This window comes from Pseudoflavonifractor sp. 524-17, from assembly GCF_009935845.1.
Lineage (GTDB): Bacteria > Bacillota > Clostridia > Oscillospirales > Oscillospiraceae > Pseudoflavonifractor_A.
This window is the reverse complement of the sequence record NZ_QWEK01000012.1, coordinates 1-26,708: the sequence shown is the minus strand read 5'-3', so window position 1 is coordinate 26,708 and position 26,708 is coordinate 1. Positions and strand designations below refer to the sequence as shown.

Sequence of the window (26,708 nt, the reverse complement as noted above, 5' to 3'; positions counted from 1 at the left end):
GGCACATAAGACTTGGTCTGGCAGAAGACTTACGCAGAGATCACCTATTTCGAAAACCTATCAGGACGCTGAGGTAGTGGCGGCGGCGGGGTGCGCCGCCTGGATCCCCCGCGCTGGGGGATTCTCAAGGGGGGGTCACCCCCCTGGACCTCGCCGCGCAGGCCCCCCGGCAGGGTGCCGGAGCGCAAAAAACCGCAGGAAGGACAGCCCTTCCCGCGGCTTTTTTATTCCCGAATAACGATCCCCATCCGCCGGGCCAGCTCCCCGGCCTGCCAGCGGTCCACGATGACCCCCTGGAGCTCCGCCCCCTGCTCGGAGAGGATGAGCCCCTCCAGCCGGCAGGAGGTCATATCCAGGCCGTTCAGGGGAGTCTGGAAAAAGCTGACCCCGGTGAGATTGCACTGGGTAAACGCCGCCTGCCGCCACTGACAGTTGGCCATGACTGCGTGGGACAGGTCGCAGCCCTTCCACCGGCACAGCTTGGCCCGCTGGGCACTGAAATTGGCGTAGGCGCACTTGCAGTCCTGAAAGACCGTGTGCTGAAAGCCGCACCGGTGGAGGTCCGTACCGGTAAGGCGGCAGTCCTCCACGGCGCAGCGGCACCACACCCCGCCGGCAAAGGTGCTGCCGGACAGGTCGCAGTCCTGGAAGGACACGTCGGTAAGATCCCAGCGGGACAGATCGCAGTCCAGCAGGCGGCAGCTCCGGAGGCGGACCCCCTCCAGACTGAGACCGGACAGGTCCGCTCCGGTGATGGTCACGCCCTCCGCCAGCAGGCGCTCCAGGCGCTCCCCCTGCCGTGCCGCCTCCGCCGCCAGGACGGCGAAGTCCCCGGGCCGTTCGAATTCACTGGGGAGCGCGGGGGGCAGCAGCTTCATAACGGGCTCCCCCCTGTTTAAAAGGCGGTTTTTTCCGTCAGGTACTGTTTCAGTTCAGAGATGGGCATCCGCACCTGCTCCATGGTGTCCCGATTGCGTACGGTGACGCACTCGTCGGCGGGGTGCTCCGCGTCGCCCACAGTTTCAAAGTCCACGGTGACGCAGAACGGAGTGCCGATCTCGTCCTGCCGGCGGTAGCGCTTGCCGATGGATCCGGCCTCGTCGAAATCCACCATAAAGTCCCTGCACAGCATATCCCGGATCTCCAGGGCCTTGGGGGACAGCTTTTTGGACAGCGGGAGCACGGCGCACTTGAAGGGGGCCAGGGCAGGGTGCAGCCGCAGCACCACCCGCACGTCGTCCTTGCCGTTCTTGTCCTGGCCCACCACCTCTTCGTCGTAGGCGTCCACCAAAAAGGCCAGAGCCACCCGGTCGGCGCCCAGAGAGGGCTCGATGACATAGGGGATATAGTGCTCGTTCTTCTCCTGGTCGAAATAGGTCATGTCCTTGCCGCTGGTGGTCTGGTGGGCGGTCAGGTCGAAGTTGGTCCGGCTGGCCACGCCCCACAGCTCCCCCCAGCCGAAGGGGAAGACGAACTCAAAGTCCGTGGTGGCGTTGGAATAGTGGCTCAGCTCCTCGGGGTCGTGGTCCCGCAGGCGGAGATTTTCCTCTCTCATGCCCAAATCCAGCAGCCACTGGCGGCAGAAGTCCTTCCAGTACCGGAACCACTCCAGCTCGGTCCCCGGCTGGCAGAAAAATTCCAGCTCCATCTGCTCAAACTCCCGGGTGCGGAAGGTGAAGTTGCCGGGGGTGATCTCGTTGCGGAAAGACTTTCCGATCTGGCACACGCCGAAGGGCAGCTTGCGCCGGGTGGTGCGCTGAATGGAGGGAAAATCCACAAAAATTCCCTGGGCGGTCTCGGGCCGGAGGTAGACGGTGTTCTTGGCGTCCTCCGTGACCCCCTGGAAGGTCTTGAACATCAGGTTGAACTTGCGGATGTCGGTAAAGTTGTGCTTGCCGCAGGTGGGACAGGGAATCTGGTGTTCATCAATAAAGGCCTTCATCTCCTCCTGGGACAGGGCGTCCACGCTCTTGCCCAGGTCGAACTGGTTGTCCTGGCACCAGTCCTCAATGAGCTTATCCGCCCGGAAGCGCTCCTTGCACTCCTTGCAGTCCATCAGCGGGTCGGAGAAGCCGCCCACGTGGCCGGAGGCCACCCACACCTGGGGATTCATGAGAATGGCCGCGTCCAGCCCCACGTTGTAGGGGTTCTCCTGGACGAACTTCTTCCACCAGGCCCGCTTTACGTTGTTCTTGAACTCCACCCCCAGGGGGCCGTAGTCCCAGGTGTTGGCCAGGCCGCCGTAGATCTCGCTGCCGGAGAAGATAAAGCCCCGGCCCTTGCACAGCGCCACAATCTTTTCCATGGTCTTTTCCGTGTTTTTCATCTTCATACGCTCCTTTTCCGATGAGTTTTGGATGTTCAGGCGGCACTGGAGTAAAAAGCGCCCTGAGCCAGCCGGCTCAGGGCGAACATTGTCCGTGGTACCACCTGAATTTGGAGCCGGCATCTGCCCAACTCCACGCTCAAACCCGGTAACGGCGGGGGGGACCGGCGATCCATTTCCTGACCGCGGCTCGCGGACGCCTTCTCCGCCGTCCGTCCAAGGCCTTCCACCATACGGCCTCTCTCTGAAACGCGGGACAGCGGGTACTCCTTCCGGTCAATGCCTTGGGTGTATTGGGGACATTCTACTATCTTTTGCCCCGTCTGTCAAGGAAAAACCGTCGTTTTCCGCGGAGGGATCAGGCCAGGCCCGCCTGCTCCAGGGCTGCGGCCACCCCGTCCTCCCCGTTAGAGGCGGTGACGGCCTTGGCCGCGGCCAGGGCCGCCGGCTCCCCGTTGGCCATGGCGTAGGAGCGGCCCGCCCAGCGGAGCATGTCCGCGTCGTTGTCGCTGTCCCCGAACGCCATTACCTCCCCGGCGGCGATGTCCAGACTGTCACACAGACAGGCCAGGGCGGCGCCCTTGGTGGCGTCCGCCCGGCTGATCTCCAGGTTGTCGTAACAGGCGATGAAGTTTACCGCCAGGTTGTCCTGATAGGGGGCCAGCCGCTGCAGAATCTCATCCCGGATGTGGTGGGGGAGATTGTCCACGTTGAATTTCTCCACCGCCTGGCCCGCCAGGGCGAGGTTCAGGTCGTCCTCGAAGACGCTGCGCTCCGCCCGGAAGCGGAGGAACGCGGCGGGCTGCTGCTCATAGCCCTCCAGCTTCCAGGTGTGCCGGTCCACGTGGGACCGGCCCCCCCAGTAGGCCTCTGCGGCGATGGGATAGCTGGTGAGAATGGCCAGGATAGCTTTGGCCTGCTCCGGCGGGATGGCCCGGCGGAAGAGGCTGTGGTTTTCCGCCAGGTCCCACACCGCGCCGCCGTTGGCCGAAATGGCGTAGCGCACACAGCCCAGGGCCCGGGCGGTGTCCGTCATCAGGGCCAGGGGCCGACCGCTGGCCAGCACGATGTGGATCCCCCGGGCGGCACATTGGGCCAGGGCGGCGCGGTTGCGGGGGGATACGTGGATATGGCTGGCGTCCATCAGGGTGCCGTCCATATCCAAAGCGATGAGCTTTACCGCCATGGCGTTACTCTCCAAAGCCGGATTCAATCAGGGCCACCAGGCCGTCCACCGCGGCCTGCTCATCCTCGCCCACGGCGGTGATGATGACCTTGGTACCCTGGCTCAGCGCCTGGGACAGCAGGAGAATAATGGACTTGGCGTTGGCCGCGGTCTCGCTGCCCTCCCGCTGAATGGTGATTTCACTTTTGTACTTGGCCGCCTCCCGCACGAAGTCAGAGGCGGGACGGGCGTGGAGCCCGGTGGCGTTTATGATCGTAGTCGCTTTGCTGTACACAGCAGGTCACCTCTCGTCTTGTTGTTTCTTTTTCCCGGCCCAGGCCCGCATGACTCCCTCCGCATCCCCGGCGCAGGGGCAGGCGCAGACCTCCCGGGCCAGAGTCTCCGCCTCCAGAATGGTCAGGGCGGACAGCGTCCGCTTCACGGCGGCCACGCCGGACAGGCCCATGGACAGCTTGCGCATCCCCAGGCCCACCAGCACCGGCGCGGCCAGGGTGTCGCCCCCCAGCTCTCCGCAGATGCTGATGGGCTTGCCCGCCTGCTGAAAGGCGGAGACCGCCATGCCGATGATGCGGAACAGGGCGGGATGGAAGCTCTGGTAATAGCCGGCCACCGCCGGATTCCCCCGGTCTGTGGCGGTGAGGTACTGGCACAGGTCGTTGCTGCCGATGCTGGCGAAGTCCACCTCCCGGGCGGCCTGGGCCGCTACCAGGGCGATGGAGGGCACCTCGATCATGATGCCGGTCTTGAAGTCAGGCGATACCGGCTTGCCCTCCCCCTCCAGCTCGGCCTTGACCTCGGCGATGAGGGCCTTGGCCCGGCGAAGCTCCTCCAGACCGCCCACCATGGGGAGCATAAGCCATAGATTGCCGTACACCGACGCCCGCAGCGCGGCCCGCAGCTGTATCCGGAAGAGCTCCGGTTTGGACAGGCACAGCCGCAGGGCCCGGTTGCCCAAAAAGGGGTTTTCCTCCTTGGGCAGGGGGAGGCACTCGCTGGTCTTGTCCCCGCCGATGTCCAACGTGCGCAGAGTGGTGGGCCGGTCCCCCATGGCGGTGAGTACGCGGCGGTATACCTCAAACTGCTCCTCCTCGCTGGGGAGCTCCGTGCGGCCCATGTACAGAAATTCCGTGCGGAACAGGCCGATGTAGTCCACGTGGTCCGCGCCGTCCAGCTCCGCGGCGTCCGCGGAGGCGATGTTCAGGCCGATGTCCACCCGGACGCCGTCCGCCGTCAGGGGCTGGGCGTCCAGATAGGCCCGGGTCACCTCCGCCTCTTCCAGATAGAGCCGGCGGCGCTGCAAATACTCCGCCCGGCACTGCTCGTCGGGCCGGGGCACCGCAAGGCCGGTGAGGGCATCCACCGCGATCTCCATGCCGTCGTCTACCTGCCCCAGCAGGTTGGGAATGGCCAGCACCGCGGGGATGCCGTAGCTGCGGGCGATAATGGCGGAGTGGGAGGTGGCGCCCCCCACCTCCGTGAGAATGGCCAGCACCTTGCTCCGGTCCAGAGTGGCGGTGTCCGAGGGGAGCAGATCGTGGGCGGCCACCACCACCGGCCGGTCCAGAACCGACAGATTGCGCTCCTTCTCCCCCTGCCACAGCCGCAGCAGACGCAGGCGGATGTCCTTCAGGTCGGCCACCCGCTCCTGAATCAGAGGGTCGGGGACCTGGGCGAGCATGGCGATAAAGTTTTCATAGACCTGCCAGATGGCCCAGTTACCCCGCCAGTGCTTCTCCCGCACCCCGGCGCGGATTTCTCCGTCCATGGCCACGTCGTTGAGCAGATCCTGGTGGGCAATAAAGATTTTTGCCTTGTCCGGGTCCTCCGCCGACAGGCGGTCTACCAGGCCGGCCAGCTCCCCGGCGGCGGCGGCTTTGACCTCATCCAGCCGGGCCAGCTCCGCCTCCACGCCCTCCGGCGGACACAGCCCCTCCTCCACCTGGGGGTAAAAGGGGCGGTACACATACACCGGGCCCACCGCGATGCCCGGCGAGACAGCATTTCCTGACAGCATCTACAAAACCTCCCTGCACCGGAACAGGCGGTGCCTTATGTATCTGCGCTTCCCCGCCCGGTCAGTCCTCGGGGTAGACGATGCAGTTTTTGATCACCGCGCCGGAAGCGTGCTCCAAAATCGCCTTCTCAATGTCCTCGATGGGGTACTCGTTCTGGACAAAGTCGTCGGCGGAAATGGCGTTCATTTTGAGCATTTCAAAGGCGGCGTTCACGTGGACCGGCGTGGTGTGGAACACGCCCTTGATGGTGATCTGCTCATAGTGGAGCTTGGTGGTGTCCACCGGAACGGTGAGCCCCTTCTTGGTGCCGCCGAAGCACAGCACAAAGCCGCCGGGCCGGGCCATGTTCATGGCGATGGTCCACACCTCGGGGATGCCGGCGGCCTCGATGGCGGCGTCCACGCCCCGGCCGTCCTCGGTGAGGTCCTTCACCGCCTGGGCCTGGTCGGGGACGTTCTTGATGTTGATGACTTCCTGGGCCCCCAGCTTCTTGGCCACCTCCAGGCGGGTGTCGGACATGTCGCAGGCGATGACATGGGCGCCCCGCAGGTAGCACATGCGGATGAACATCAGGCCGATGGGGCCGCAGCCGTTGACGCACACGGTGTCCCCCAGCTCGATGGGCACATTGGCGGTGCCGTAGACGGCGCAGGCCAGGGGCTCCAGAAGGGCGGCCTGCTTATAGCTCATGGTGTCGGGCATGTGGAACATGTTCTGCTCCACAATGGGGGCGGGGATGAGCTGATACTGGGCATAGGCGCCGTTCTTGAACTGATTCTGGATGAGGTCGGGGCACATGGAGTGCAGGCCCTTCTTGCAGTAGTAGCACTTCCCGCAGGGGGCGCTGTTGTGGGCCACCACCCGGTCGCCCACTTTGAACTTGGTGACGCCCTCGCCCACGGCGTGGACCACGCCGGCGGCCTCATGGCCCATGGAGAAGGGGGGCTCGTAGCGGTAGCCCCGCTTATAGGTCTTCACGTCGGTGCCGCAGGTCAGGGTCACTTTATTGCGCACCACCACCTCGCCGGGGCCGGGGACCGGAATGGGGCCGTCTTCCACGCGGATATCCTCCGGGGCATAGAACAAAACACGTTTCATGGTTCATCAATTCCCTTCTGTTGCTCTAAAAATTGGATTACAGCTTATGGCTGAGAATGTAGTCCCCCAGGCATTGCAGCTGCATACACATGGTCACCGCGCCGGGGTCCAGCTCGCCCACGCCCTTATTGGACTGGTAGCTGGCCCGGCCCTTGACGGCCTCCATCTCCCGGGTGTGCTCCATGCCCTGGTTTGCCCCCTGCTTCAGGGCCTCCACCGCGGCGCGGTCATCGGCGCCGGCGTCCAGGGCGGCGGAGAGGGCCTGTACGCCCTCGTACAGGCTGTCAATCATGGTCTTCCAGCCGGGCTGGGCCTTGCCCCGGTCCATAATCGCCTGGAGCTGGGTCTCCAGCAGCAGGCGCACCCCCTGAATGTCCAGCGTATCCCGGTCCTTCAGGGCCTTGGCCGCGGCAATATAGCTGCTGCCGTAGAGCACGCCGGAGGAGCCGCCGATGGCGGACATCAGCGTCATGCCCACCTTTTTCAGCATCTCCGCCAGAGGGAGCGCGCGCAGCTCCCCCTCCATGGAGATGAGCTTCTGAAACCCCATATTCAAGTTGACCCAGTGGTCGCCGTCGCCGGTCTTGGCGTCCAGGGCGGTCACGTAGTCGCCGTTTTGTTCAATTTCCCTGCCGGCCAGGACCAGATAGTCCACATACTCGGCACTTGTCATGGAAAAAGCCATGTTACACTCCCTCTTTCAACGCCATGGTATCGCAGGGCGCCAGCAAAAGCTCCTTCAGCTCCTCATCCAGCCGCAGCAGAGACAAGGAGGCGCCCGCCATCTCCAGGGAAGTCATGTAGTTGCCCACCAGGTATTTCACCGGCGTGATCCCCTTTTCCTTGAGCAGCCGGTCCACTTCGCCGGCCAGAATGCACAGCTCCATCATGGGGGTGCCCCCCAGGCCGTTGACCATCACCGCCGCCTCCCGGCCGGTATAGTCCAGGTCGGCGGTAATCTTGTCCACCATGAGAGCGGCAATCTCGGCGGCGGTTTTCATGGCGGTCTGCTCAATGCCGGGCTCCCCGTGGATGCCCATGCCCGCCTCCATCTGGTCCTCGCCGATGACGAAGCCGGGGGTTCCCACCCCGGGGAGGATGCAGGAGGACAGGGACACGCCGAAGGAGCGCACGTTGTCCGCCGTCTTTTGGGCCGCGGCGGCCACTTCATCCAGGGAGCCGCCGGCCTCCGCCCTGGCGCCGGCGATTTTATGGACAAACACCGTGCCGGCGATCCCCCGGCGGCCGGTGGAGTAGGTGCTCTCCTTCACGGCCACGTCGTCCTTGACAATCACGCTTTTGACCGCCACGTCCATGTCGGCGGCCAGCTCGCCGGCCAGCTCGAAATTCATAATGTCGCCGGAGTAATTTTTGATGATGAGCAGCACGCCCTTTCCGCTGTCGGCGTGCTCGATGCCCTTGAGGATGCGGGCGGGGTCGGGAGAGGCGAAGACATTGCCGGCCACCGCCGCGTCCAGCATTCCCCGGCCCACATAGCCGGCGTGGGAGGGCTCGTGGCCGCTGCCGCCGCCGGAGACCAGGCCCACCTTGTCGCCCTTGGCCTTGCGGTAGATGACCTCGCCCTCGCTGTCGTAGCAGACATTGGGGTTGGCGGCGGCGAGGCCGGAGAGCATATCACTGACCACGCGGTCAGGCGCGTTTATGATCTTTTTCATGGTTCACCTTACCCTCAAACATCTCGTTTTTTACGCCCATTTTCTCGTAGAATTTGGGCACGGGGATATACTTATTGGTGGCTTTGAGCGTCATGGCCAGGGCGAAGCCGGCCAGGCTGAGGGGCCAGCTTCGCAGGAAGACCCCCGCAATCAGCACGGCCGCCGCCGCGGCCACGCCCAGGTACCACAAAATCTGTATGAGGATCTTCATTGCCGCGCTCCTTCCATAAAACGGGCGCGAGGCGGCGGAACAGCCGCCCCGCGCCGGTGAACGGATTTTCTTTTTGGGGTGCTGCCGGGCCAGGCAGCCATGCGGGGGATTACGCCTTGAGCCCCAGCACGTCGCGGAAGTAGACGATCTGCTCGTCGGTGAGGCAGTCCAGCTTGTCGTACCCCACCACGCTGGCGGCGCGGATGTTTACGTCGCACACGTCCTCCACGTACACGGTCTTGAGGTAGGCGTCATAGATGTTCTCGCCGATGGAGATCAGGCCGTGCTTGCCCAGAATGGTGGCGTAGGTGCCCTTGAGCCCCTCCACCGCGGACTGGCCCAGGGCCACAGAGCCCGGCTCCTCAAAGGGGACCACCCGGCAGTAGCCGCCGTACATCATGGCCTCGAAAATCACCGGCTTGACCGGCACGCCCAGGCAGGCGAAAGCGGCGGCGTTGTGGGCGTGGGTGTGGCAGACGGCAGTGGCGTCGGGACGCTCCTTGTAGATGAGCAGGTGCATGGGCGTCTCGCTGCTGGGGGTGAAGTTCTTCTTGTTCTCCACAATGTTGCCCTGGAGATCGATGACCAGCATATCCTCCGCGCTGAAGTTGTAGCGGGACTCGGCGTGGGGGGTGATGACCACAAGGCCCTTCTCCCGGTCAATCTGGCTGAAGTTTCCGCCGCCGTGGTGGCACAGGCCGGTCTCCTCGGCCAGGCGGGACACTCTGAGTACTTCTGCTTTCAGTTCTTCCAACATGGCAGGTAAGCCCCTTTCTCTGTTTACTTGGAGGCGGTCTCCTGGATCCAGCCCATACGGACAGCGGCGTCATGCTCTTCCTTCTTCTGCCACTTGAAGAAGAAGAAGGCCAGAACGGCGAAGCCGGCCAGGGCGGCAATGGCGATGGGGTTGACCCGGCAGGCCTCTACGGCCATCCAGCGGATCTCGGCGATGTCCATACCCCACCAGGCCAGCTGCTGGCCCTCGATGAGAATGTCGGTGGAGCCGGTGGAGATGGCCAGATCGGTGAGCATGGGCGCGAAGTCAGAGGCGGACCAGCTCAGGATGGGGCACATCAGCCAGGAGATGGTGATCATCTTGATGAGGTTGCCCTTGCAGGCCACAAAGGCCGCGGCGCAGACACAGACATTCATCAGGTTGCCGAAGGGGAGCACCGTGTTGCCGGGGAGAACCATGGCCACGATGAGGGCCACGGGGATGGTGAAGATAATGGCCACCCAGATCTCCGGGTTGCCCGCCAGGATGGGCCAATCCAGGCCGATGACCATCTCGCGGCCGGGGAAGCGCTTCTTGATAAAGCTGTTGGCGGCGTCGGAAATGGGGGTGAGGGCGGTCATAAACAGCTTGGAGACCATGGGGAACAGGGTCAGCGCGGTGCCGGCCTGAACACCGGTGAGCAGAGCCTGGGAGCCCTGTCCGCCCACCAGGCCCACGATGGTGCCCACAATAAAGCCGAGGACGTGGTTCTCGCCAAAAATGCCCAGCTTATCCTTCAGGGTGGCGGCGTTGAGCTGATAGCGCATGAAGGGGATCTTATCCAGCAGCTTGGCGAAGGGGTAGAAGATGATATTGCTCAGGAACATGGGGTGGGGCATGGAGATGCCGGGGACGCCGGTGAGCTCGGTGATCTGGTTCTTGGTGGCGTCGGCGTTCTTCAGCTCCAGGACGATCTGGATGATGGCGGCCGCAAAGCCCAGCACCGCGCTGCCGGTGACGCTGGCTACCAGGAACGCGGTAAAGATCTTGTTGGCCACGTTCCACATGTCCACGTTCAGAGTCTTGGTCCAGCCCAGCACCAGCATAATCACGTTAATGCCGATCTGTACGGGAAACATCAGGAAAGCATACTTCCAGTTCCAGCACAGGCCCAAGGCGGGCGCCCAGCCCATGTCCAGGCCGGTCAGCTGTACGCCGGTGTTCTCTACAAAGGCCTGGGCGGCGGTGCCCACAGTCGTGCTCATGTAGGAGACCACCAGGTTGATGCCGGTGAGGGCAACGCCCAGCATCAGGCCGGCGGAAAGGGCCTTGCCCGGCTTGAGGCCTACGATCAGGCCAAGGATGAAAATGATGATGGGCAGGAAAACCGCCGCGCCCAGGTCGAGAATGCTCTGGAATACCAATGCCAATGCGTCCATTCGATTCCTTCCTCTCTATATGACGTCTGCGTTTGGGAACCCGCACGCGCGCGGGCCGTGCCGGTTACTTCAGCTTCAGGATGCTGACGATCTGCTCCATGGCATCGTCCGCGCCCATACCGGTGAGGAACGGAATGCCGCTGATGGTGGGAATGGGATACTCCTTGCCGCCGCGGGCCATGGGGGTGACGGATAAGTAGAGATCGGCGCTGCTGATGTACGAGTCCAGGGACTTGATGTCCACCGCCTCCACCTTCGCCTTTCCCGCAAGGCCCATGTCCTCCAGGCGGCTGTTGACCTTGGCGGCCACCGTGGCAGAGGTGGCGATGCCTCCTCCGCAGGCCACAATGATGGTTTTCATATGGGGTCTCTCCTTTCAAATAAATTCCGTCGGCTTTTGGTCTGTCCGCGCCTCCGGTTGCTGATGCCTGTTATTTATGCAAGCGGTGTGCCAAGTTTTTGTATAGAGCGCCAAACCGCTGAAACAACGGCGATTGACTTTGTCCATTATACACTAAAACCGGCCTTTCTATTTCCGGCAGTCTCAGTGTATAATACAATATACCCCGGCGTGTTCTCTTAGAACCTGGATTCACAATGCTGCATACTGCTTTTGGAGACGCTATACACTTCTTGGCATACGGATTGCTTCTCTTAGAGAATAAAGCCGGGGGTTCCCTGGGGAACCAATGCCGCAATAAAATAAGAAAAGGATGGCGTTTGATATGGATGGACTGAAAATCGACAACTTGCTCAATCCGGATCTGGTATTTATGGATGTGGAGGCGGAGGACGCCGAGAGCCTTCTGCGCCGTATGGCGGAGGAGGCCAGGGTGCGCGGCTTCGTCAAGGAGGGCTACGCCGACGCGGTGCTGGAGCGGGAGCGCCTCTACCCCACCGCGCTGCCTACGGAAATTTTGAAGGTGGCTGTGCCCCACAGCATGGACCGGGATCAGGTCATCACCCCGGTGATTGTGGTGGCCACGCTGAAACACCCGGTAAACTTCAAGGAGATGGGCGAGGGAGTGCGGGATGTGCCGGTGGATGTGGTCTTCCTGCTGGCGGTGTGCGGCTCCAAGGACCAGCTCACCATCCTGCAAAAGATCATCGGCCTGTTTTCCGACAGGGAGGCCATGAACGGCCTGAAGGCCGCCGGGTCCAGGGAGGAGCTGATTGGGGCGCTCAAAGCCCATTTGAACGAGTGAAGCGCCCAAGGGCGGCCCGACGCAGAGAGGTGGAGCCATGAACGAACGAAAGGTGTTTGACTATGTCCGGCAGAAGGTCGGGGCGGACACCCTGTCGCAGATGCGGCAGACCGGGCGTCCCGCCGGTGTCACAGCCGCCGAGGTCGAGCGGGAATTCTCCATTTACCGCTCCAACGCCAGCGCCATCCTCAATCAGCTGGTCAAAAAGGAGGACCTGGTGAAAATTGACAGCCGGCCGGTCTATTTTCTTCCGGCCGCGCTGCTGCGGGAGCATCTCACCGGCGCGCTGCGCTGCAGCTACACCTGGGAGGAATTCCTTCGCGCCCTTACGCCGCAGCCCGGGGGCGAGGACGGCGGCGAGGACCCCTTTTCCGTCCTCATCGGCTACACAGGCAGCCTGTCCCGGCAGATCGACCAGGCCAAGGCCGCCATCCTCTACCCGCCCAAGGGGCTGCATACGCTGCTCATCGGGGAGAGCGGCACCGGAAAAACCCTGTTTGCCCGGGCGATGTACAATTACGGGCTGAAAAAGCTGGAGCGGGACAAGAAGCAGTTCCCCTTTGTGGAGTTCAACTGCTCCGACTATTACCACAATCCCCAGCTGCTCATGTCCCACCTCTTCGGCCATGTGAAGGGGGCCTTTACCGGCGCGGACCAGGAGCGCTCCGGCCTGGTGGAGCGGGCCGACGGCGGCATCCTCTTTCTGGACGAGATCCACCGCCTGCCGCCGGAGGGGCAGGAGCTGCTGTTCTACCTGATGGATACGGGCTGCTACCGCAAGCTGGGGGAGTCCTCCGGCCAGCGCAGCGCCCAGGTGCTCATCATCGGCGCCACCACCGAGGACCCCAGGGCGGTGCTGCTGAAAACCTTCATGCGGCGCATCCCGCTGACCATTGAGCTGCCGGCCTACCGGGAGCGGGGAGAGGGGGAAAAGCTCCAGATCATTGAGCATATCTTTATGCGGGAGTCCACCGCCACCCAGAAGACCTATATCGTGGGCGCCCCCATTATCAAGGCCCTGTCCGCCTACCCCTTTTCCGGGAACATCGGCCAGCTCTCCTCTGAGGTCAAGGTGCTGTGCGCCCGGTCCTTTTTGGACAGCGCCAGCGGCCGGGATGAGCTGGTGGTGGCCTTCAACAACCTTTCCGCGCCGGTGCGGGCCTATTTTGACCAGAACCGGTGGAGAATTGAGGAGCGCTTTCCCAGCCGGTATGACTCAGACATGCTGGTGGCGCCCTCCAAAAGCGTACAGTATAACTACGGCAAGCTCTATGATGAAAACTCCTACCGGGGGCTGATGAAGAAGATTGACCACTGCACCGCCCAGGGCCTGAGCAAGGAGGAGATGGAAAACGTCCTGGGGGAGGATATCCGCGCCTACTGCAACCATATTTTAAAGCGCTTTTATAACGAAAATCTCCGCAAAGATGAGATGTACAAGGTTGTGGACCAGGAGATTGTGGACTTTACCATGGAAGCCGCGCAGAATACCTTTGAACGGCTGAACCTGGAGATCACCCAGAAAAATATTTTGGTTCTGGCCTTCCACTTCAAATTCCTGCTGGAGCGGCTGCGCTCCCGCAAGGATATCTCCGAGACGGAGATATCCAACCTGGAGCACGGCTGCCGGGAGGAGGTTTCCGCCGCCGGGGAGATGGTGTCTCACCTGGAAAAGCATTTTAACGTGTCGATTCCCCAGCAGGAGAAGTATTTTATTGCCATTCTCCTGTCCAATATGCACACCGCCCCCGCCCAGAGCCGGCCAGGGCTGATTTTAGTGGCCCACGGCGCCACGACTGCCTCCAGCATGGCCAACGTATGCAACCGGCTGATGGACTGCACCTTCGTCTGCGCGGTGGACGCCCCCCTGGAACAGAGCGTTCAGGAGACGTATCAGAATGTTTTGCGGGAGGTCCAAAAGGCAGACCACCGCAAAGGCGCCCTCCTGCTGGTGGATATGGGCTCGTTGGTTACGTTCGGGGAGCGCCTCACTGCCGAGACCGGCGTTGCCGTCCGGGCCATCCCAAATGTAACCATGCTCATGGCCCTGGATCTGACCCGGATTCTCCTCAGCACCGAGGAAACCGTGGAACAGGTTTATCAGAGCTATATGGAGAAAAATCAGCTGGAGCGCCAGGCTGCGCCAGCCCGGCCCCAGGAGACCGCCGTGCTCACCATGTGCGCCTCCGGCTCGGGGACCAGCACCGCCTTCAAGGCCATGCTGGAGGAGGACCTGGCCCGAAACGGGATCACCGGCGTGCGGGTGCTGGCTCTGAGCTTCCGGGACATCCGGGACAACTCCCCCCAGTTCCAGGCCATCCGGGCCCGGTACCGCCTGCTGGCCTGCGTAGGCAATGTGGAGTGCAGGATGGATATTCCCTTCTTCCATGTCTCTAAGATGATCTCCGCCGAGGACAAGGAGCACTTCTATCAGTTCGTCCGCCAGGCGGACGCCTTCGACGCCCCCCTGGCCCCACTGCCCGCCCCGGAGCTTACCGTTCAGGACGAGTGCCGGAAATTCCTCACCGACAATGTGATGTGCCTCAACCCCGCGGTAGCGGTACGCTTTGCCGACCGCTTTCTGGACGAGGTGGACCTGCCCCAGATCAATGACAACCGCGCCCTGCGGCTGTCGCTGCTCCTCCACCTGGGCTTTATGCTGGAACGGAATATCTGCGCCAAGAAAATCTGCTTTGACGGAGAAGCGGACTTTATCCGCCGCCACCGGGCCCTCTATGACCGCCTGCGGGCCCATATCCATGTGATGGAGGACGCCTTCGAGGTGTCCATCAACGACTCCGAGCTGTGCTATATCATTCAGACCATTACCCAGTACGGACAGTCCCAGGAGCGGGGGCCGGTCAGCTGAGCAGCAGCTCCAGATCCGCCATGGTAATGCCTGGGTGAAGGGCCAGGCTGATGCCGTAGGAGAGGACCTTGGAGAGATCCTCCACATCGCTGTCAATTTCCCGGGGCGTAACAATCACGCCCGGCGCCCCCCCGGCCAGAGCCTGGGGGTCCAGGGCGTCCTGGCCCGCCTCTGCCAGTACGTCGGCGCACAGAGTAGCCGCGTCCACCACCGTGGGCGCCCCCACCGCCAGCACCGGCACGCCCAGGGTGTCAAAATCCAGGGCGGTGCGGTGGTTGCCCACCCCGGAGCCGGGGACAATGCCGGTGTCGGACAGCTGCACCGTGCGGCACACCCGGTGGAGGCTGCGGGAGGCCAGGGCGTCCACCGCGATGACGCAGGCGGGATGAATCCGCTCCGCCACGGCCCGGACCAGCTCGCCGCTCTCCACCCCCGTGGCGCCCAGCACGCCGGCGGCCAGCGCCGCCACCGGGCGGAAGCTGCCAAAGTGCTCCGGCGCCCCGGTGACCAGGTGGCGGGTGACCAGAATACGGTCCGCCGTCCGGGGGCCGATGGCGTCCGGCGTAATGGCCCGGTTGCCCAGCCCGACCACCAGAGCCAGACCGTTTTCCGGAATGTCCCTGAGCAGCTGGCCCAGCTCGTCCCGTACCGCCCGCACCGCCCGGGGGAATACGTCGTTTTCCCGCCCGGCCAGGCCGCTCAGCTCCAGGGTGGTATAGCGGCCCACAGGCTTGCCCAGCGCGGCCGCGCCGGTCTCGTCCAAGATATCCACCCGGGTGACGGAAAAGCCCTCCCGCTCCTCTTCCCGGGCCCGGACGCCGGGGAGCTTGGTCTCCGCTTCGGCGGATTCCCGCCACAGGTCGTGGGCCTCTACCGCCAGGTCGGTTCTGCGTTTTAACATGCTGCTGCCCCCTATTATCTGGCGCTTCTCCCCGGTTTTCCCTCTGAGAGAGGGGGGAAATCGGGAGAAGACAAAATTTTCTGAGAAAATTTCAAAATAGTAGTTGCATTTTTCCCCATTCACTGTTAAAATATGAATCTGCACGGGTGTACTGTGTGAATCGTCATCGGAGGAGGTGTTTGGTTTGCCGAATATCAAGTCTGCCAAAAAGCGTGTCCTGGTGAACAAGACCAAGGCCATGCAGAACAAGACCGCTCGATCCGCGCTGAAGACCGACATCAAGAAGTTTGAGGCCGCGGTGGCCGAAGGCAACCGCAGCGAGGCCGATAGCGCTTACAAGGTGGCTGTCAAGGCCGTGGATAAGGCTGTGGGCCATGGTCTGCTGCATCGGAACAATGCCGCGCGCAAGAAGAGCGCCATGACCATTAAGCTCAACAAGCTGGCCTGATTGAATTGTGGTCAAAAGAAACCGCCTGCGTCGCAGGCGGTTTTTGCTTTGCCTGAAAGCCGGCGGAAAAGACTTGCTTTTTCCAGCCGGCTGGGGCATAATGAGCTGCATAGATTGGAGAGGGGGAGATGGAGTGTGAGGCGTGTGCTTTCCTGGCCGCCCATACAATTTTTGGCGGAGCTGGCGGAGCTGTATTTTTCCAAGCGGGTGTCCCGCTCCGCCGCGGAGCTGGCTTATTTCCTCATTCTCACCTTCTTCCCCATCCTGATCTGCATCAACGCCTTTATCGGCCTGCTCCGGCTGGATGTGGGCCTGGTGCTGGAGGGAGCGGCGGCCTTCCTGCCCAGGGAGAGCCTAGGCATTCTGGCGGAGTACATCCGCTATATCACCGACAACCAGTCCGGCCCGATGCTGGCCGGCGGTGTGATAACCACGTTGTTTGCCGCGTCCGCGGCCTTCCGCGCTCTGCTGAACATTATGGACGATATCTACGGCCGGCCCGCCTACCGGGGGCTGTGGCAGGTGGCGGTGAGCGTGGTGTTTTCCGTGCTGCTGCTGGTGACCATCTATCTGTCCATCGTGGTGCTGCTCACCGGCGAGTGGCTCTTCTACGCCGCCGCCGACCTGTTCCGCCTGGAGCAGATTGACCTGCCCTGGGCGTGGCAGTGGCTGCGCTTCCTGCTGCTCTTCTTCCTCATGCTGGCCTTTATTCTGGTGCTCTACCGGGTGTCCGCCCCCAGGGACCAGCCCCGGCCCCCCATGTTCTCCGGCGCGGTGCTGGCCGCCGCCGCTTTGGTGGGCACCAGCGTCCTCTTCTCCTGGTTCATCGGCCTGTCCTCCCGGTACTCACTGGTCTACGGCTCTTTGGCCTCGGTGATTATTTTGCTTATGTGGCTCTACCTGTGCGGGAATATCGTCATCCTGGGCAATGTGTTTAACTTTGTGCGGTACCGGAGAAAGATAAAATAAAGCGGCGGGGGCTATGCCTTTTGGCATGGCTCCCGCCGCTCCCGGCTTGGTATCTCCTTTCTTTCTGAACGCCTTTACTCCAATTTATAGTAGATCCACCACTCGCCTACATTGCCGGTTATGATTTTATTCTCCGACTGATATACGAGACGCCCCAAATATAGCTCCCGATTCATTTCAAGGTGCTGAACAGGCGCCTGATTAGATGCTACCGTACTTGTTACTTTTCCTAAATAAATACTGTCAGTTGGTAAAGTTTCCAGCCTTGGACCAGAACCTTTGTACATTACATTATTTACCATAATCAAGGGAGGAAATACATATCTCACCCTATGCTCCTCATAGATTATATATAGAAAAAGCGAAACAAGGACCGTACAGGCACAGACAAAAAGCGTAATAAGGAACTTTTTCTTCGCCAAAGTCATTGGAATCATCCCTATCTCTAAAAATTACAGGGGCCACGCCTTTTTTGGCATGGTCCCTGCTGTTTTTATGTTATCTTATTCCATCTCCGGAGGAGCGCTCTTCCTGCGTCCGGCCAGTTCGTCGATGGAGACGCCGTAAAAATCCGCCAGGCGGATGAGAATGGAGAGGGTAGGTTCACACTCGCCGTACTCATACCGCTGGTACATCCGCATGGTGACGCCGGCCGCCTCTGCCACACGTTTCTGGCTGACCCCCATCTGGGTGCGCAGCTCCTTGAGCCGTTCAAAAAATGGTGCCGACATATAATTACTCCTTGACAACGATGTTTTCTTCATATATACTGGTCTTGAAATGAAGAATTCTTCGTTTTGTGTTGGGGGGTGATAGAATGACTGACATTATGGAATCAATCTTTGAAGCCGTTCAAGCCCGCTGTAATCACACGGTTCACCACACAGCAGCATATAAAGAGGCGGTCACGCGCGCGTTAACTTATGAAAAGCGGCTGAAAGGATATCTTACACCAGAAGCATTTGAAATTTTTGAAGATTATGAGTCCTCCAGAGCGGATATGGAGGACTGCTATTACCATACGCTATTCCGTATCGCTTTGGAAGTTGGCTGCTCCCTGGGGCGGCTGGGGAATTAACATTACCCCTTGTCCGCTTATCCCATTGGGCTATTCCCCGGCGGGGCGGATGAGGATGAAGGGGGTGAGCTGGCGGTCCTGGCCGGCGGGGTTGTCCCGGATGAGGTCCAGCAGCGCCTGGGGGGAGTGCCTGAGCTGGGAGCACTGGCCCAGCAGCTCCACGTCCAGGTCGTTGGCGTCCACGATCATGGACACAATGCCGGTTTTTTCAAAAATCTCGTCGCACACGCCGTTGGGATTCTCCGGCACCCGGACGCCCATGTGCTCGTACTCGGGGATATCGTGGCCGTAGAAGCCGTCCAGGCCGGAGACCTCCACCCCGGCGATGCGGTAGAAGGTGCCGTGGATCCCCCGCAGCTTGTCCACCGCAGCCCGGAAGGCGGCCCACAGAATCTTGGACAGGCCGCACACGTTGATGGCGAACTGCATCTTCACCGGCAGGCCCATGCCCGGGCCGGCGGAGGTCTGGTGGACGAACCTGGACAGCACCTTGGCCCAGAAGCCGGGGCGGACCTCCTCCTCTGTGACCACCCGGCCCTGGCAGATGGCGATGACCTTCTCACTCATGGACAGGATGTCCCCCGCCTGGTAGATGGGCTTGACATACCGCTCCATGAGATCGAGATAGCTCTCCCCCACGGTGACGAAATGGGTGGCGATGGCGTGGCGGGCCCAGTTTTTGCCCATGGCCTGTATGGTGACGCTTTTTCCCTCGTTGGCGTAGAATTCCATGGAATGTCCTCTTTTCATGTGGGTTGGTTTACCTGATCTCCTTCCCATTATAACCAGTCCCGGGGAAAAAGGCAACGGGCGGGGGAAAAATTAAGAAAACCATAATGAAAACCCGCAGAGGCCGGACGCCTCTGCGGGTTTTGTGCCGCCTTATTTCTGGGGCAGGAACTTGCGGTACTTCTCGATATAGGGGGAGAAGTCGTAACGCTTGGGACGGGGGGCGTAGTCGGTGTGGAGCAGCTCATGGGACTTGTGGCTGAGGGGCTCCCCGAAGAACTCCCGGTAGATGGCCTGGATGTCGGGGTTCTCGTGGCTCTTGCGCAGGGGCAGGTTCTGGTCCAGCTCGTACAGGGCCTTGATGCGGGCCTGGCGCTTGGCGTTGTTGGTGCCGATGGGCTGTCCGCCGCCGCCGATGCAGCCGCCGGGACAGGCCATGATTTCGATAAAGAGGTAGTCGGCCTCGCCGTTCTGCACCCGGCGGATGAGCGTCTCGGCATTCTTCAGGCCGTTGACCACCGCCACCTTGATGGGAGTGCCGTCCAGGTCGATGGTGGCCTCTTTGATGCCGTTGACCTCGCCGCGGACAGCCTCGAACTCCAGCTTGGGCAGCTCTTTGCCGGTATAGAGCTCGTAGGCGGTACGCAGGGCGGCCTCCATCACGCCGCCGGTGTTGCCGAAGATGGCGCCGGCGCCGGAGCCGGTGCCCAGGGGAGCGTCAAACTCGCTCTCCGGCAGGGCGGCCAGATTCAGGCCCTCGTACCGGATGAGCTTGGCCAGCTCCCGGGTGGTGAGGACCACGTCCACGTCCTGATAGCCGTCCCGGCCCAGCTCAGGCCGGGTGGCCTCGAACTTCTTCGCGGTGCAGGGCATCACGGAGACGGAGACGATGTCCTTGGGGTCCCAGCCCATACGCTGGGCGTAATAGGTCTTGAGCACCGCGCCGAACATACCCTGAGGGCTCTTGGCGGTGGACAGGTTGCCGATGAGCTCCGGATGGTGCTTCTCCATAAAGTTCACCCAGCCGGGGGAACAGGAGGTGATCATGGGCAGGCGGCCGCCCTTCTTGATGCGGTGGAGCAGCTCGGATCCCTCCTCCATGATGGTGAGGTCGGCGGAGAAATTGGTGTCAAACACCTTCTCAAAGCCCATCATCTTCAGGGCGGTGACCATCTTGCCGGTGACCAGGGCGCCGGGCTCCAGGCCGAAGTCGTCGCCCAGGGCCACCCGGACAGAGGGGGCGATCTGGACCACAACGTGCTTGCTGGAGTCGTGCAGGGCGTGGCGGACGTGGCTGGTGTGGTCCACCTCGGTGAGGGCGCCCACGGGGCAGACCAGCGTACACTGGCCGCACAGGACGCAGTCGGTCTCATTCATGGGCAGGTCAAAGGCGGTGGTGACCTTGCACTCCGCGCTGCGGCCGGTGAAGGACAGGGCGCCGATGCCCTGGACCTCGGAACACACCTTGACGCAGCGGCCGCACTTGACGCATTTGGAGGGGTCGCGGACGATGGAGGGGTTGTCAAGCCGGGGCCGCTCCTGGCTGGAGACGTCCGGCAGGTCAGGCTTGAGCCGGTTGAACCGGCGGCACAGGTTTTGCAGGTCGCAGTTGTTGTTGCGGGAACAGGACAGGCAGTCCTGCCGGTGGTCGGCCAGAATCAGATCCAGCACGCCCACCTGGGCGTCATAGACCCGCTTGGAGTCGGTGATGACCTCCATCCCCTCCCACACCAAAGTGGAGCAGGCGGCCAGCAGCTTGCGCTGGCCGGTGACCTCCACCATGCACATCCGGCAGTGGGCCTTGATGGACTGGTCGGGATGGTAGCAGAGGTGGGGGATATCGATGCCGATGCTCTGGGCTGCCTCGATGATGCGGGTGCCGGCGGGCACCTCCACAGGCATATGATTGATCGTCAGATGGATCAGCTTCTCACTCATCTGACAGCCACCTCCTTCTTAATGGCAAAGACTTCGGGGAAACGCTTCAGGGCGGAGAGCAGGGCGGACTGGGCCGTCTCGCCCAGGCCGCACATGGAGGCCGTTGACATAATCCTGGCGTATTTTTCCATCAGCTTGATGTCGTTCTCCGTGTGGGTGCCCTCGGCGATCTTGTCCAGGATGGCGGCGATGTGGCGGTTGCCCTCCCGGCAGGGGGTGCACTGGCCGCAGCTCTCGTGGCAGAAGAACTGCTGGGTGATGCGCAGAAAGCCGATGACGCTGGTGCGCTCATCCACCACCAGCACCGCGCCGGAGCCGATGGCGGTGAGGTCGGCGGCCTTCATGTCCTTGTAAGTATAGGGGGTGTCCAGCTGGGCCGGGGAGGCCAGCCGGCCGGACGCGCCGCCCAGCTGAATGAGCTGGAGCTGATGGCCCTTCTCCAGGCCGCCGGCCAGATCATAGACGATCTCCCGCAGGGTGATGCCGAAGGGGACCTCGAACACGCCGGGGTTGACCACGTTGCCGCACACGGAGATGAGCTTGGTGCCGGGGCAGTCCGGGGTGCCCTGGCTTTTGTAGAAGCCCTCGGTGTCCAGCAGCAGGGGGGGCACCAAAGACAGGGACTCCACATTGTTGACGCAGGTGGGCAGGTGGAACGCGCCGCACTGCTTGATGAAGGGGGGCTTCATCCGGGGACGGCCGGAGTGGCCCTCCAAAGACTCGCACAGGGCGCTGCCCTCGCCGCAGACGTAGGCCCCGGCGCCGGAGTAGAGGTGAATGCGGTAATTGAAACCCTTGCGGCCCAGGATATTGTCCCCCAGGTAGCCCGCCTTCTCGCACTGCTCAATGGCGGACAGCAGCTGTGGACGCAGGTGGGAGTACTCCTCCCGCATGTAGATGTAGCCGTTGTCGGCCCCCACGGACCAGCCGGCGATGATCATGCCCTCCAGCAGCTGGAAGGGGTCCTTGGAGAGAAGCTCCCGGTCCTTGAAGGTGCCGGGCTCGCCCTCGTCGGCGTTGCACACCACGCACTTGTGGGGGGCGTCCACCGCCCGGGCCTGGGACCACTTGCGGCCCATGTCGTAGGCCGCCCCGCCCCGCCCCTGTACGCCGTTGTCGGCCAGCACTTGGGCGATGGCGTCCCCGTCCATGTCCAGCGCCTTGCGCAGGGCGGTAAAGCCCCCGATAAACTCATAGGAGGCCAGACTGGCGGGGTTGTACTTTCCAAAATTGCGGGTGATGAAGGAGACTGCCTTGCTCATCGTCTCATAACCTCCTTAATCCAACTGCTGGAGCATATTGACAATACGCTCCTCACTGTCGAGATGGCCGTAGACCACCCCGTTGACGCGCACGGCGGGGGAGACGTCGCAGGCGCCGAAGCAGGGCACCTTCTCAATGGAGAAGCGGCCGTCATAAGTAACCTCGCCTACCTCCAGATTCAAAAGGCGCTGGAGCGTCTCGCACAGCGTGTCGCTGTCCTTCACGCGGCAGGGGGCGCTGTCGCACACCTGGAGCGTGTACTTGGCCCGGGGCTTGTCGTGCAGGGCGGAGTAAAAGGAGATGACATCGTAGACCTGAGTGGGACGGATCTCCAGCCGTTCGGCCAGGTAATAGGCGGCGGGCTCTGGAATGTAGTGCCGCTCCACCGCGGCCTCCAAGTCCAGAAGAATGCCCACAAGCTGGGTGGCGTCCCCGTCATGGCTGGCGATGATCTCGTCAACCAAAGACACCATCTCGGGGGTGAGCTCCGTGAGCTTTTTCGCAAAAGGCTTCATGCAGGGGCCTCCTTTTCATGCTTGTATGTTGGGTCATACAACAGCCGGCCTCCGGCCGGCGGGTATTATGGTATCTTAAATTTTATACTTGAGCGTCTAAAATGGCAAGCGCAAAATTCTAACCCGGAATAAATATGGAGGAACGCACAAATTGAGAGAGAGAAATATAGAGATTTCGACCAGATTCGCTGTATAGGATTGGAGAGAGCGGGGCAAACTGGTCCTGCTGTCAAGGCGGCGTACGCCTTGAACTGTGGAGAGAGGAGGCAGACGCCGTGGGAAAGCCGTTGGAACAGATGCCGCCCACCCATCCCAGACAGGAGCCCCGCATTCCCCTGTCTTTGACCGTGGACCATGTCAAAGAGGTATTCCGGGACTGCGTGGATTTCTCCGTGCGGCAGGTGGAGTGGCCGGAGCGGGGGACGCTGACGCTGTGCTATCTGGCGGGGATGGTCCGGCTGGAGCGGGTGAACGACTATATCCTCCGCCCCCTGGCCCAGGACGGGCGCTTAGCGGAACTGGAGCTGCGCGAGGCCTTCCGCCGCATGGGGGAGGGGGCGCTGTATAACCTGGTGGTGAGCTGGCGGGACACCATGGACCGGGCGGCGGTGGATCTGGTGGAGGGGTGCTGCCTGATCTTCTGTCCCGGGGAGGGGCGGGCCCTGTCCGTCTCCGTGGGTACGGAGGAAAAGCGGTCTATCAGCCCACCGGAGAACGAGACGGTGCTCAAGGGATCCCGGGACTGCTTTGTGGAGAGCCTGCGCACCAATACCAGCCTGGTGCGGCGGCATTTGAAGGCCCCGGAGCTGCGGATCAAAGAACAGATTGTGGGCCGGCAGAGCCTGACCGGGGTGGACGTGGTCTACCTGGAGGGCATTGCCAACCTGGACACCGTGGCAGAGATGGAGCGGCGGCTGGCGGCCATTGACATTGACGCCGTGCTGGCCACCGGAAATCTAGAGGAGTACCTGGTGGACGACATCCACACCGCCTTCCCCCTCATCCAGTACACCGAGCGGCCCGACCGGTTCTGCGGCGGACTGGCGGAGGGGAGAGTGGGGGTGCTGGTGGACGGCCTGCCCCTGGGCTATCTCGCCCCGGGGACGGTGAGCAGCTTCCTCCGGGCGGGGCAGGACAAGGCCAGCAACTGGGCGGTAGCCTGCGTGATCACGGTGCTGCGCTATCTGTGCGTGGCGGTGACGCTGCTGCTGCCCGCCCTGTATATCGCCATGGCTACCTTTCACCAGGAGATGATCCCCACCCGGCTGGCCCTGTCCATGATCGCGGCCAAGCAGAATGTGCCCTTTCAGACGGTGTTTGAGGTGCTGATTATGCTGGCGGCCTTTGAGGTCTTGCAGGAGGCGGGGATGCGCCTGCCCCGGTCCATTGGACAGACGGTGTCCATTCTGGGGGGGCTGGTGGTGGGACAGGCGGCGGTGGAGGCCAAGATTGTCTCCCCGGCCGTGCTCATCGCTGTGGCCATCGCGGGGACTGCCGGTTACACCATGCCCAGCCAGGAGATGGCGGGCGCCCTGCGTCTGTGGCGGTTCGGCCTGGCGGTGCTGGCCAGCGCGGCGGGGCTGTTCGGCGTGATGGGAGGCGTGGGCCTTCTGATCTACCACCTGGCGGGAATTGAGAGCTTCGGCCTGCCCTATCTGGCCCCCTTTGCCGGGGGCATGGGGGCAGACGCCGCGGGCCGGGCGGTGCTGCGCCTGCCCCTGCCCCTGATTAAGCTGCGGGAGCGGATGCTCCGCCCCCCCAACCGGAGAAAGCAGGGGTGAGCGTGAGAAAGACAAGGAGAAAACGACGGGCGCTGGCGCTGTGGGCGGCCCTGTGTACGCTGCTGTCCGGCTGTACGGATCAATTTGGCTTTCTGCCCTATGCCAGGGAGCTGGAGGAGACCGCCCTGATGCAGACCATGGGGGTGGACGCCGCGGGGACGGGGGCGGTGCGGGTGACCGCCTCCACCGCCGTGCCCCTGGACGGAGACAAACCCCTGGTGGTGGGGGAGACGGCGGGGACCATCAGCGGGGCCTGCCTGTCCATGCAGGCCCAGGGGGCCTCCTATATCTTCTACGGCCATGTGGGGCAGATTTTGCTGGGGGAGGAGCTGGGCCGGCGGGACATCGGGCCCGTCCTAGACTATGTGCTGCGGGACGTGGAAATGCGTCTGGAGACCAAGCTCTACCTGGTGCAGGGGGACACCGCCGCCGGCATGATTGAACAGGCGGCCCAAGAGGGCTCCGCCCCGGAGCGGCTGGAGGCCATGGAGGCGGACGGGGGACTGCTGTCCCAGTCCATGACCCGCACAGTGGAGGAAGTGCTGGAGGACCTGGAGGAGAACGGCTGCACCTATGTGCCAGCCCTGCGCACGGGAGAAGAGGGCGATATGACCGCCGCAGGTTACGGGCTGATCAAGGACGGACGGCTGGTGGGCTGGGCCCAGGGAGAGGCCGCCAGCGGCGTCAACCTGCTGATGGGAGCGGTGGACGCGGACATTATAGAGGTGGATTTGCCCCAGGGGGGGCGCGCCGCCCTGCGCCTGGTGGGGGCCAAGAGCCGGGTGGAGCCGGTCTGGGAGGGGGCGCGCCTGACCGGTGTGGCAATCCGCTGTAAGGTGGAGGCCAATCTGGCCGAGGGGAGCCGGACAGACCTGAGCCAGGCGGATGTCCGGGGAGAGCTGGAGAAGCGGCTGGAGTACCGGACCGGCCAGCGCATTCAGGCGGCGGCGGATCTGTGCCGGGAGTACGGGGGAGACTTCTTCCAGATGGAGAACCGGGCGGGGTGGTCCGCCCCCCTGAACTGGACCCGGCTGCAGGAGCAGTGGGAGATAGGAGAGCTGCCGGTGACGGTGGAGGTCCAGGCCCACATCCGCCGGGGCTACGATGCCGTTTAAAAAGGGAGAGGCGGACTTATGAAAGAGGACAAGATCACACTGGGACAGTTGCTGGCGCTGCTCTTTGGCGCGCTGCTGTCCCCCATGCTCCTGCTGCTGCCCAGGCAGACCGCGATGGCGGCGGGAAAGGGAGGGTGGCTGTGCAGCATTGCGGCGGTGCCGGCAGTGCTGGCCGCAGCGTGGGCCCTGTCCGTGCTGCTGCGGGCGCGGCCGGAGGGGAACGGGCTGTCCGCCGGCCTGGAGGCGGCCTTTGGGAAGGGGCTGGGCCGGGGGGTGACGGCGGTCTATCTCTTATGGGGGCTGCTGCTGCTGGGGTGGAACACCCGGTGGTGCGCCTTCCGCTTCCTGTCCACCGGTTACCGGAACGGGCCGCTGAATCTGTTTATTGTGATTCTGCTGGCGGTCACCTTCCAGGTGGGGCGGCGGAAGCTGTCTGTTCTGGCCCGGGCGGGGGAGGTCTTTGCACTGGCCCTGGGCGCTGGACTGGGGCTCTCCCTCCTCTTTGCCGCCTTTCACATGGAGCGGGCGAATCTGGGGCCCTTGGGCGCGGGGGAGGCGGCAGGCATCGGCCGGGGAACCGCGCCGGTACTGGGCTTGATGGGCTACGGGGTGTTTGCCGCGTTTTTGGGGGGACGGGTGGAGCGCCGTCCCGGCCAGCGCCGCCGCCTGCTGAGGTGGGCGGGCCTGATGTGCGCCGGACTGACCGCGTTTCAGCTGGTGTGCATGGGTAACTTCGGCCCAGGACTGATCGTCCGGATGGAGATCCCCTTCTTTATGATGATAAAGGGAGTGGGAGTTCCTGGGGCGTTCGAGCGGGTGGAATCCCTGTTGATGGCGCTGTGGGTGCTGGCCGATCTGTGCCTGCTGGGCTTGCTCTTCTTCGCATGCCGCCAGATTGGAGAGGATTGGTGGGGCGGGAAAGAGAGCAGGCGGCTGCCTTGGGGGATTATCCTGGCGGGGGCGGCGCTGGCCCTGTGGACCATGCCGGACGCCTTTATCCTGTCCTATACGATGGAGCATGTGGCGGCGGCAGGGAATGTGATCCTGGGCGGTGCGGTGCCGGTGGCGGCGGCGGTGATCCTCAAAATTCGGGGGACGGAGGGCGCAGGAAAAGAGAGGGGGAGAAGAAAAAGGAAAAAAGATTAAAAAAGAGCAAGAAAGTAGTTGACAAAGAGGAGGAGAGCTGTTATACTAGCGAAGCGCCTTGAGGGAGAGCAGTTTTGGAAGGGAC

At 62.7% G+C, this 26,708-nt stretch carries 26 protein-coding genes and 1 other annotated feature; of the genes, 8 read left to right on the top strand and 18 right to left on the bottom strand.

Translation table 11 applies throughout. The features are described from left to right. Positions 1–224: 224 nt before the first annotated feature. The 12 genes from D1159_RS04145 to D1159_RS04090 form a co-directional block, all read right to left on the bottom strand. Entirely contained in the window at positions 225–878 is a 654-nt protein-coding gene (locus D1159_RS04145) for a pentapeptide repeat-containing protein (RefSeq protein WP_161844438.1), read from the bottom strand. A 17-nt stretch (positions 879–895) separates the two neighbouring features. Next, entirely contained in the window at positions 896–2,326 is a 1,431-nt protein-coding gene (locus D1159_RS04140) for a glycine--tRNA ligase (RefSeq protein WP_161844437.1), read from the bottom strand. Positions 2,327–2,400: 74 nt separating this feature from the next. Then, positions 2,401–2,615, bottom strand: a binding site (T-box leader). Positions 2,616–2,684: 69 nt separating this feature from the next. Beyond that, positions 2,685–3,512 (bottom strand): Cof-type HAD-IIB family hydrolase, encoded by an 828-nt coding sequence (locus D1159_RS04135; protein WP_161844436.1) that lies wholly within the window; start codon positions 3,510–3,512, stop codon positions 2,685–2,687. Between the two features lie 4 nt (positions 3,513–3,516). Next, complete coding sequence (locus tag D1159_RS04130; RefSeq protein ID WP_161844435.1) at positions 3,517–3,786, bottom strand: HPr family phosphocarrier protein; 270 nt, start codon at positions 3,784–3,786, stop codon at positions 3,517–3,519. 6 nt (positions 3,787–3,792) lie between these two features. Further along, the gene (gene ptsP, locus D1159_RS04125; protein ID WP_161844434.1) at positions 3,793–5,526 is read right to left on the bottom strand and encodes a phosphoenolpyruvate--protein phosphotransferase; all 1,734 of its coding nucleotides are present in this window, start codon (positions 5,524–5,526) and stop codon (positions 3,793–3,795) included. Positions 5,527–5,587: 61 nt separating this feature from the next. Continuing rightward, complete coding sequence (locus D1159_RS04120) at positions 5,588–6,625, bottom strand: alcohol dehydrogenase catalytic domain-containing protein (RefSeq protein WP_161844433.1); 1,038 nt, start codon at positions 6,623–6,625, stop codon at positions 5,588–5,590. 37 nt (positions 6,626–6,662) lie between these two features. After that, entirely contained in the window at positions 6,663–7,310 is a 648-nt protein-coding gene (gene dhaL / locus D1159_RS04115) for a dihydroxyacetone kinase subunit DhaL (RefSeq protein ID WP_161844432.1), read from the bottom strand. A gap of 1 nt (position 7,311) precedes the next feature. Then, positions 7,312–8,301 carry a dihydroxyacetone kinase subunit DhaK gene (gene dhaK / locus D1159_RS04110; protein ID WP_161844431.1) on the bottom strand — a complete coding sequence of 330 codons (990 nt, stop codon included), beginning with the start codon at positions 8,299–8,301 and terminating at the stop codon, positions 7,312–7,314. Then, complete coding sequence (locus D1159_RS04105; RefSeq protein ID WP_161844430.1) at positions 8,276–8,512, bottom strand: hypothetical protein; 237 nt, start codon at positions 8,510–8,512, stop codon at positions 8,276–8,278. The genes dhaK and D1159_RS04105 overlap by 26 nt, the downstream gene beginning before the upstream one ends. Positions 8,513–8,621: 109 nt before the next feature. Next, positions 8,622–9,269 carry a class II aldolase/adducin family protein gene (locus D1159_RS04100; RefSeq protein WP_161844429.1) on the bottom strand — a complete coding sequence of 216 codons (648 nt, stop codon included), beginning with the start codon at positions 9,267–9,269 and terminating at the stop codon, positions 8,622–8,624. A 23-nt stretch (positions 9,270–9,292) separates the two neighbouring features. Beyond that, a complete protein-coding gene (locus D1159_RS04095; protein ID WP_161844428.1) occupies positions 9,293–10,666 on the bottom strand; it encodes a PTS transporter subunit IIC in 1,374 nt (457 codons plus the stop codon). Between the two features lie 64 nt (positions 10,667–10,730). After that, positions 10,731–11,027, bottom strand: a complete 297-nt coding sequence (locus tag D1159_RS04090; RefSeq protein ID WP_161844427.1) for a PTS sugar transporter subunit IIB — start codon at positions 11,025–11,027, stop codon at positions 10,731–10,733. A 364-nt stretch (positions 11,028–11,391) separates the two neighbouring features. Between D1159_RS04090 and D1159_RS04085 the strand changes: the two genes are divergently transcribed. Together D1159_RS04085 and D1159_RS04080 are read left to right on the top strand one after the other, a co-directional pair. Further along, a complete protein-coding gene (locus D1159_RS04085; RefSeq protein WP_161844426.1) occupies positions 11,392–11,871 on the top strand; it encodes a PTS sugar transporter subunit IIA in 480 nt (159 codons plus the stop codon). Positions 11,872–11,908: 37 nt separating this feature from the next. Next, positions 11,909–14,740: a sigma 54-interacting transcriptional regulator gene (locus D1159_RS04080; protein WP_161844425.1), complete on the top strand. Its 2,832-nt coding sequence runs from the start codon at positions 11,909–11,911 to the stop codon at positions 14,738–14,740. Here the strand turns inward: D1159_RS04080 and gpr are convergent. Then, positions 14,733–15,641: a GPR endopeptidase gene (gene gpr, locus D1159_RS04075; RefSeq protein ID WP_161844424.1), complete on the bottom strand. Its 909-nt coding sequence runs from the start codon at positions 15,639–15,641 to the stop codon at positions 14,733–14,735. The two genes, D1159_RS04080 and gpr, sit on opposite strands and share 8 nt — an antisense overlap. Positions 15,642–15,825: 184 nt before the next feature. On the opposite strand from gpr, the gene rpsT reads away from it, so the two are divergent. Together rpsT and D1159_RS04065 are read left to right on the top strand one after the other, a co-directional pair. Further along, on the top strand, positions 15,826–16,089 hold the full coding sequence (gene rpsT, locus D1159_RS04070) for a 30S ribosomal protein S20 (protein ID WP_202620921.1): 264 nt from the start codon (positions 15,826–15,828) through the stop codon (positions 16,087–16,089). A 135-nt stretch (positions 16,090–16,224) separates the two neighbouring features. Further along, positions 16,225–17,058: a YihY/virulence factor BrkB family protein gene (locus tag D1159_RS04065; protein WP_161844422.1), complete on the top strand. Its 834-nt coding sequence runs from the start codon at positions 16,225–16,227 to the stop codon at positions 17,056–17,058. Positions 17,059–17,561: 503 nt separating this feature from the next. Here D1159_RS04065 and D1159_RS04060 read toward each other — a convergent pair. Next, the gene (locus D1159_RS04060) at positions 17,562–17,789 is read right to left on the bottom strand and encodes a helix-turn-helix transcriptional regulator (protein ID WP_161844421.1); all 228 of its coding nucleotides are present in this window, start codon (positions 17,787–17,789) and stop codon (positions 17,562–17,564) included. Between the two features lie 86 nt (positions 17,790–17,875). On the opposite strand from D1159_RS04060, the gene D1159_RS04055 reads away from it, so the two are divergent. Next, positions 17,876–18,136 (top strand): DUF6809 family protein, encoded by a 261-nt coding sequence (locus D1159_RS04055; protein ID WP_161844420.1) that lies wholly within the window; start codon positions 17,876–17,878, stop codon positions 18,134–18,136. 30 nt (positions 18,137–18,166) lie between these two features. Here the strand turns inward: D1159_RS04055 and D1159_RS04050 are convergent, their stop codons facing one another. The 4 genes from D1159_RS04050 to D1159_RS04035 form a co-directional block, all read right to left on the bottom strand. Further along, positions 18,167–18,868 (bottom strand): F420-0--gamma-glutamyl ligase, encoded by a 702-nt coding sequence (locus tag D1159_RS04050; protein WP_161844419.1) that lies wholly within the window; start codon positions 18,866–18,868, stop codon positions 18,167–18,169. 150 nt (positions 18,869–19,018) lie between these two features. Next, the gene (locus D1159_RS04045; protein ID WP_161844418.1) at positions 19,019–20,803 is read right to left on the bottom strand and encodes an NADH-dependent [FeFe] hydrogenase, group A6; all 1,785 of its coding nucleotides are present in this window, start codon (positions 20,801–20,803) and stop codon (positions 19,019–19,021) included. Next, positions 20,800–22,065 (bottom strand): NADH-ubiquinone oxidoreductase-F iron-sulfur binding region domain-containing protein, encoded by a 1,266-nt coding sequence (locus D1159_RS04040; RefSeq protein WP_161844417.1) that lies wholly within the window; start codon positions 22,063–22,065, stop codon positions 20,800–20,802. The genes D1159_RS04045 and D1159_RS04040 overlap by 4 nt, the downstream gene beginning before the upstream one ends. A 15-nt stretch (positions 22,066–22,080) precedes the next feature. Next, complete coding sequence (locus D1159_RS04035; protein ID WP_161844416.1) at positions 22,081–22,581, bottom strand: NAD(P)H-dependent oxidoreductase subunit E; 501 nt, start codon at positions 22,579–22,581, stop codon at positions 22,081–22,083. Between the two features lie 275 nt (positions 22,582–22,856). Between D1159_RS04035 and D1159_RS04030 the strand changes: the two genes are divergently transcribed. Genes D1159_RS04030 through D1159_RS04020 form a run of 3 tightly spaced genes read left to right on the top strand, consistent with a single transcriptional unit; the run spans position 22,857 to position 26,623 of the window. After that, positions 22,857–24,362: a spore germination protein gene (locus tag D1159_RS04030; RefSeq protein WP_347563628.1), complete on the top strand. Its 1,506-nt coding sequence runs from the start codon at positions 22,857–22,859 to the stop codon at positions 24,360–24,362. A gap of 2 nt (positions 24,363–24,364) precedes the next feature. Further along, on the top strand, positions 24,365–25,477 hold the full coding sequence (locus tag D1159_RS20170; protein ID WP_161844415.1) for a Ger(x)C family spore germination C-terminal domain-containing protein: 1,113 nt from the start codon (positions 24,365–24,367) through the stop codon (positions 25,475–25,477). An 18-nt stretch (positions 25,478–25,495) separates the two neighbouring features. Beyond that, positions 25,496–26,623, top strand: a complete 1,128-nt coding sequence (locus D1159_RS04020; protein WP_161844414.1) for a GerAB/ArcD/ProY family transporter — start codon at positions 25,496–25,498, stop codon at positions 26,621–26,623. Positions 26,624–26,708 lie beyond the last annotated feature (85 nt).

Bases quoted from the DNA above. Each gene is read 5' to 3' on its own strand.
- D1159_RS04095 (WP_161844428.1), bottom strand. From the start codon at position 10,666: ATGGACGCATTGGCATTGGTATTCCAGAGCATTCTCGACCTGGGCGCG.
- gpr (WP_161844424.1), bottom strand. From the start codon at position 15,641: ATGTTAAAACGCAGAACCGACCTGGCGGTAGAGGCCCACGACCTGTGG.
- D1159_RS04035 (WP_161844416.1), bottom strand. From the start codon at position 22,581: ATGAAGCCTTTTGCGAAAAAGCTCACGGAGCTCACCCCCGAGATGGTG.
- D1159_RS04045 (WP_161844418.1), bottom strand. From the start codon at position 20,803: ATGAGTGAGAAGCTGATCCATCTGACGATCAATCATATGCCTGTGGAG.
- D1159_RS04145 (WP_161844438.1), bottom strand. From the start codon at position 878: ATGAAGCTGCTGCCCCCCGCGCTCCCCAGTGAATTCGAACGGCCCGGG.
- D1159_RS04090 (WP_161844427.1), bottom strand. From the start codon at position 11,027: ATGAAAACCATCATTGTGGCCTGCGGAGGAGGCATCGCCACCTCTGCC.
- D1159_RS04085 (WP_161844426.1), top strand. From the start codon at position 11,392: ATGGATGGACTGAAAATCGACAACTTGCTCAATCCGGATCTGGTATTT.
- D1159_RS04040 (WP_161844417.1), bottom strand. From the start codon at position 22,065: ATGAGCAAGGCAGTCTCCTTCATCACCCGCAATTTTGGAAAGTACAAC.
- dhaK (WP_161844431.1), bottom strand. From the start codon at position 8,301: ATGAAAAAGATCATAAACGCGCCTGACCGCGTGGTCAGTGATATGCTC.
- ptsP (WP_161844434.1), bottom strand. From the start codon at position 5,526: ATGCTGTCAGGAAATGCTGTCTCGCCGGGCATCGCGGTGGGCCCGGTG.
- D1159_RS04060 (WP_161844421.1), bottom strand. From the start codon at position 17,789: ATGTCGGCACCATTTTTTGAACGGCTCAAGGAGCTGCGCACCCAGATG.
- D1159_RS04100 (WP_161844429.1), bottom strand. From the start codon at position 9,269: ATGTTGGAAGAACTGAAAGCAGAAGTACTCAGAGTGTCCCGCCTGGCC.
- D1159_RS04055 (WP_161844420.1), top strand. From the start codon at position 17,876: ATGACTGACATTATGGAATCAATCTTTGAAGCCGTTCAAGCCCGCTGT.
- dhaL (WP_161844432.1), bottom strand. From the start codon at position 7,310: ATGGCTTTTTCCATGACAAGTGCCGAGTATGTGGACTATCTGGTCCTG.
- D1159_RS04135 (WP_161844436.1), bottom strand. From the start codon at position 3,512: ATGGCGGTAAAGCTCATCGCTTTGGATATGGACGGCACCCTGATGGAC.
- D1159_RS04120 (WP_161844433.1), bottom strand. From the start codon at position 6,625: ATGAAACGTGTTTTGTTCTATGCCCCGGAGGATATCCGCGTGGAAGAC.
- D1159_RS04050 (WP_161844419.1), bottom strand. From the start codon at position 18,868: ATGGAATTCTACGCCAACGAGGGAAAAAGCGTCACCATACAGGCCATG.
- D1159_RS04020 (WP_161844414.1), top strand. From the start codon at position 25,496: ATGAAAGAGGACAAGATCACACTGGGACAGTTGCTGGCGCTGCTCTTT.
- D1159_RS04080 (WP_161844425.1), top strand. From the start codon at position 11,909: ATGAACGAACGAAAGGTGTTTGACTATGTCCGGCAGAAGGTCGGGGCG.
- D1159_RS04140 (WP_161844437.1), bottom strand. From the start codon at position 2,326: ATGAAAAACACGGAAAAGACCATGGAAAAGATTGTGGCGCTGTGCAAG.
- D1159_RS04105 (WP_161844430.1), bottom strand. From the start codon at position 8,512: ATGAAGATCCTCATACAGATTTTGTGGTACCTGGGCGTGGCCGCGGCG.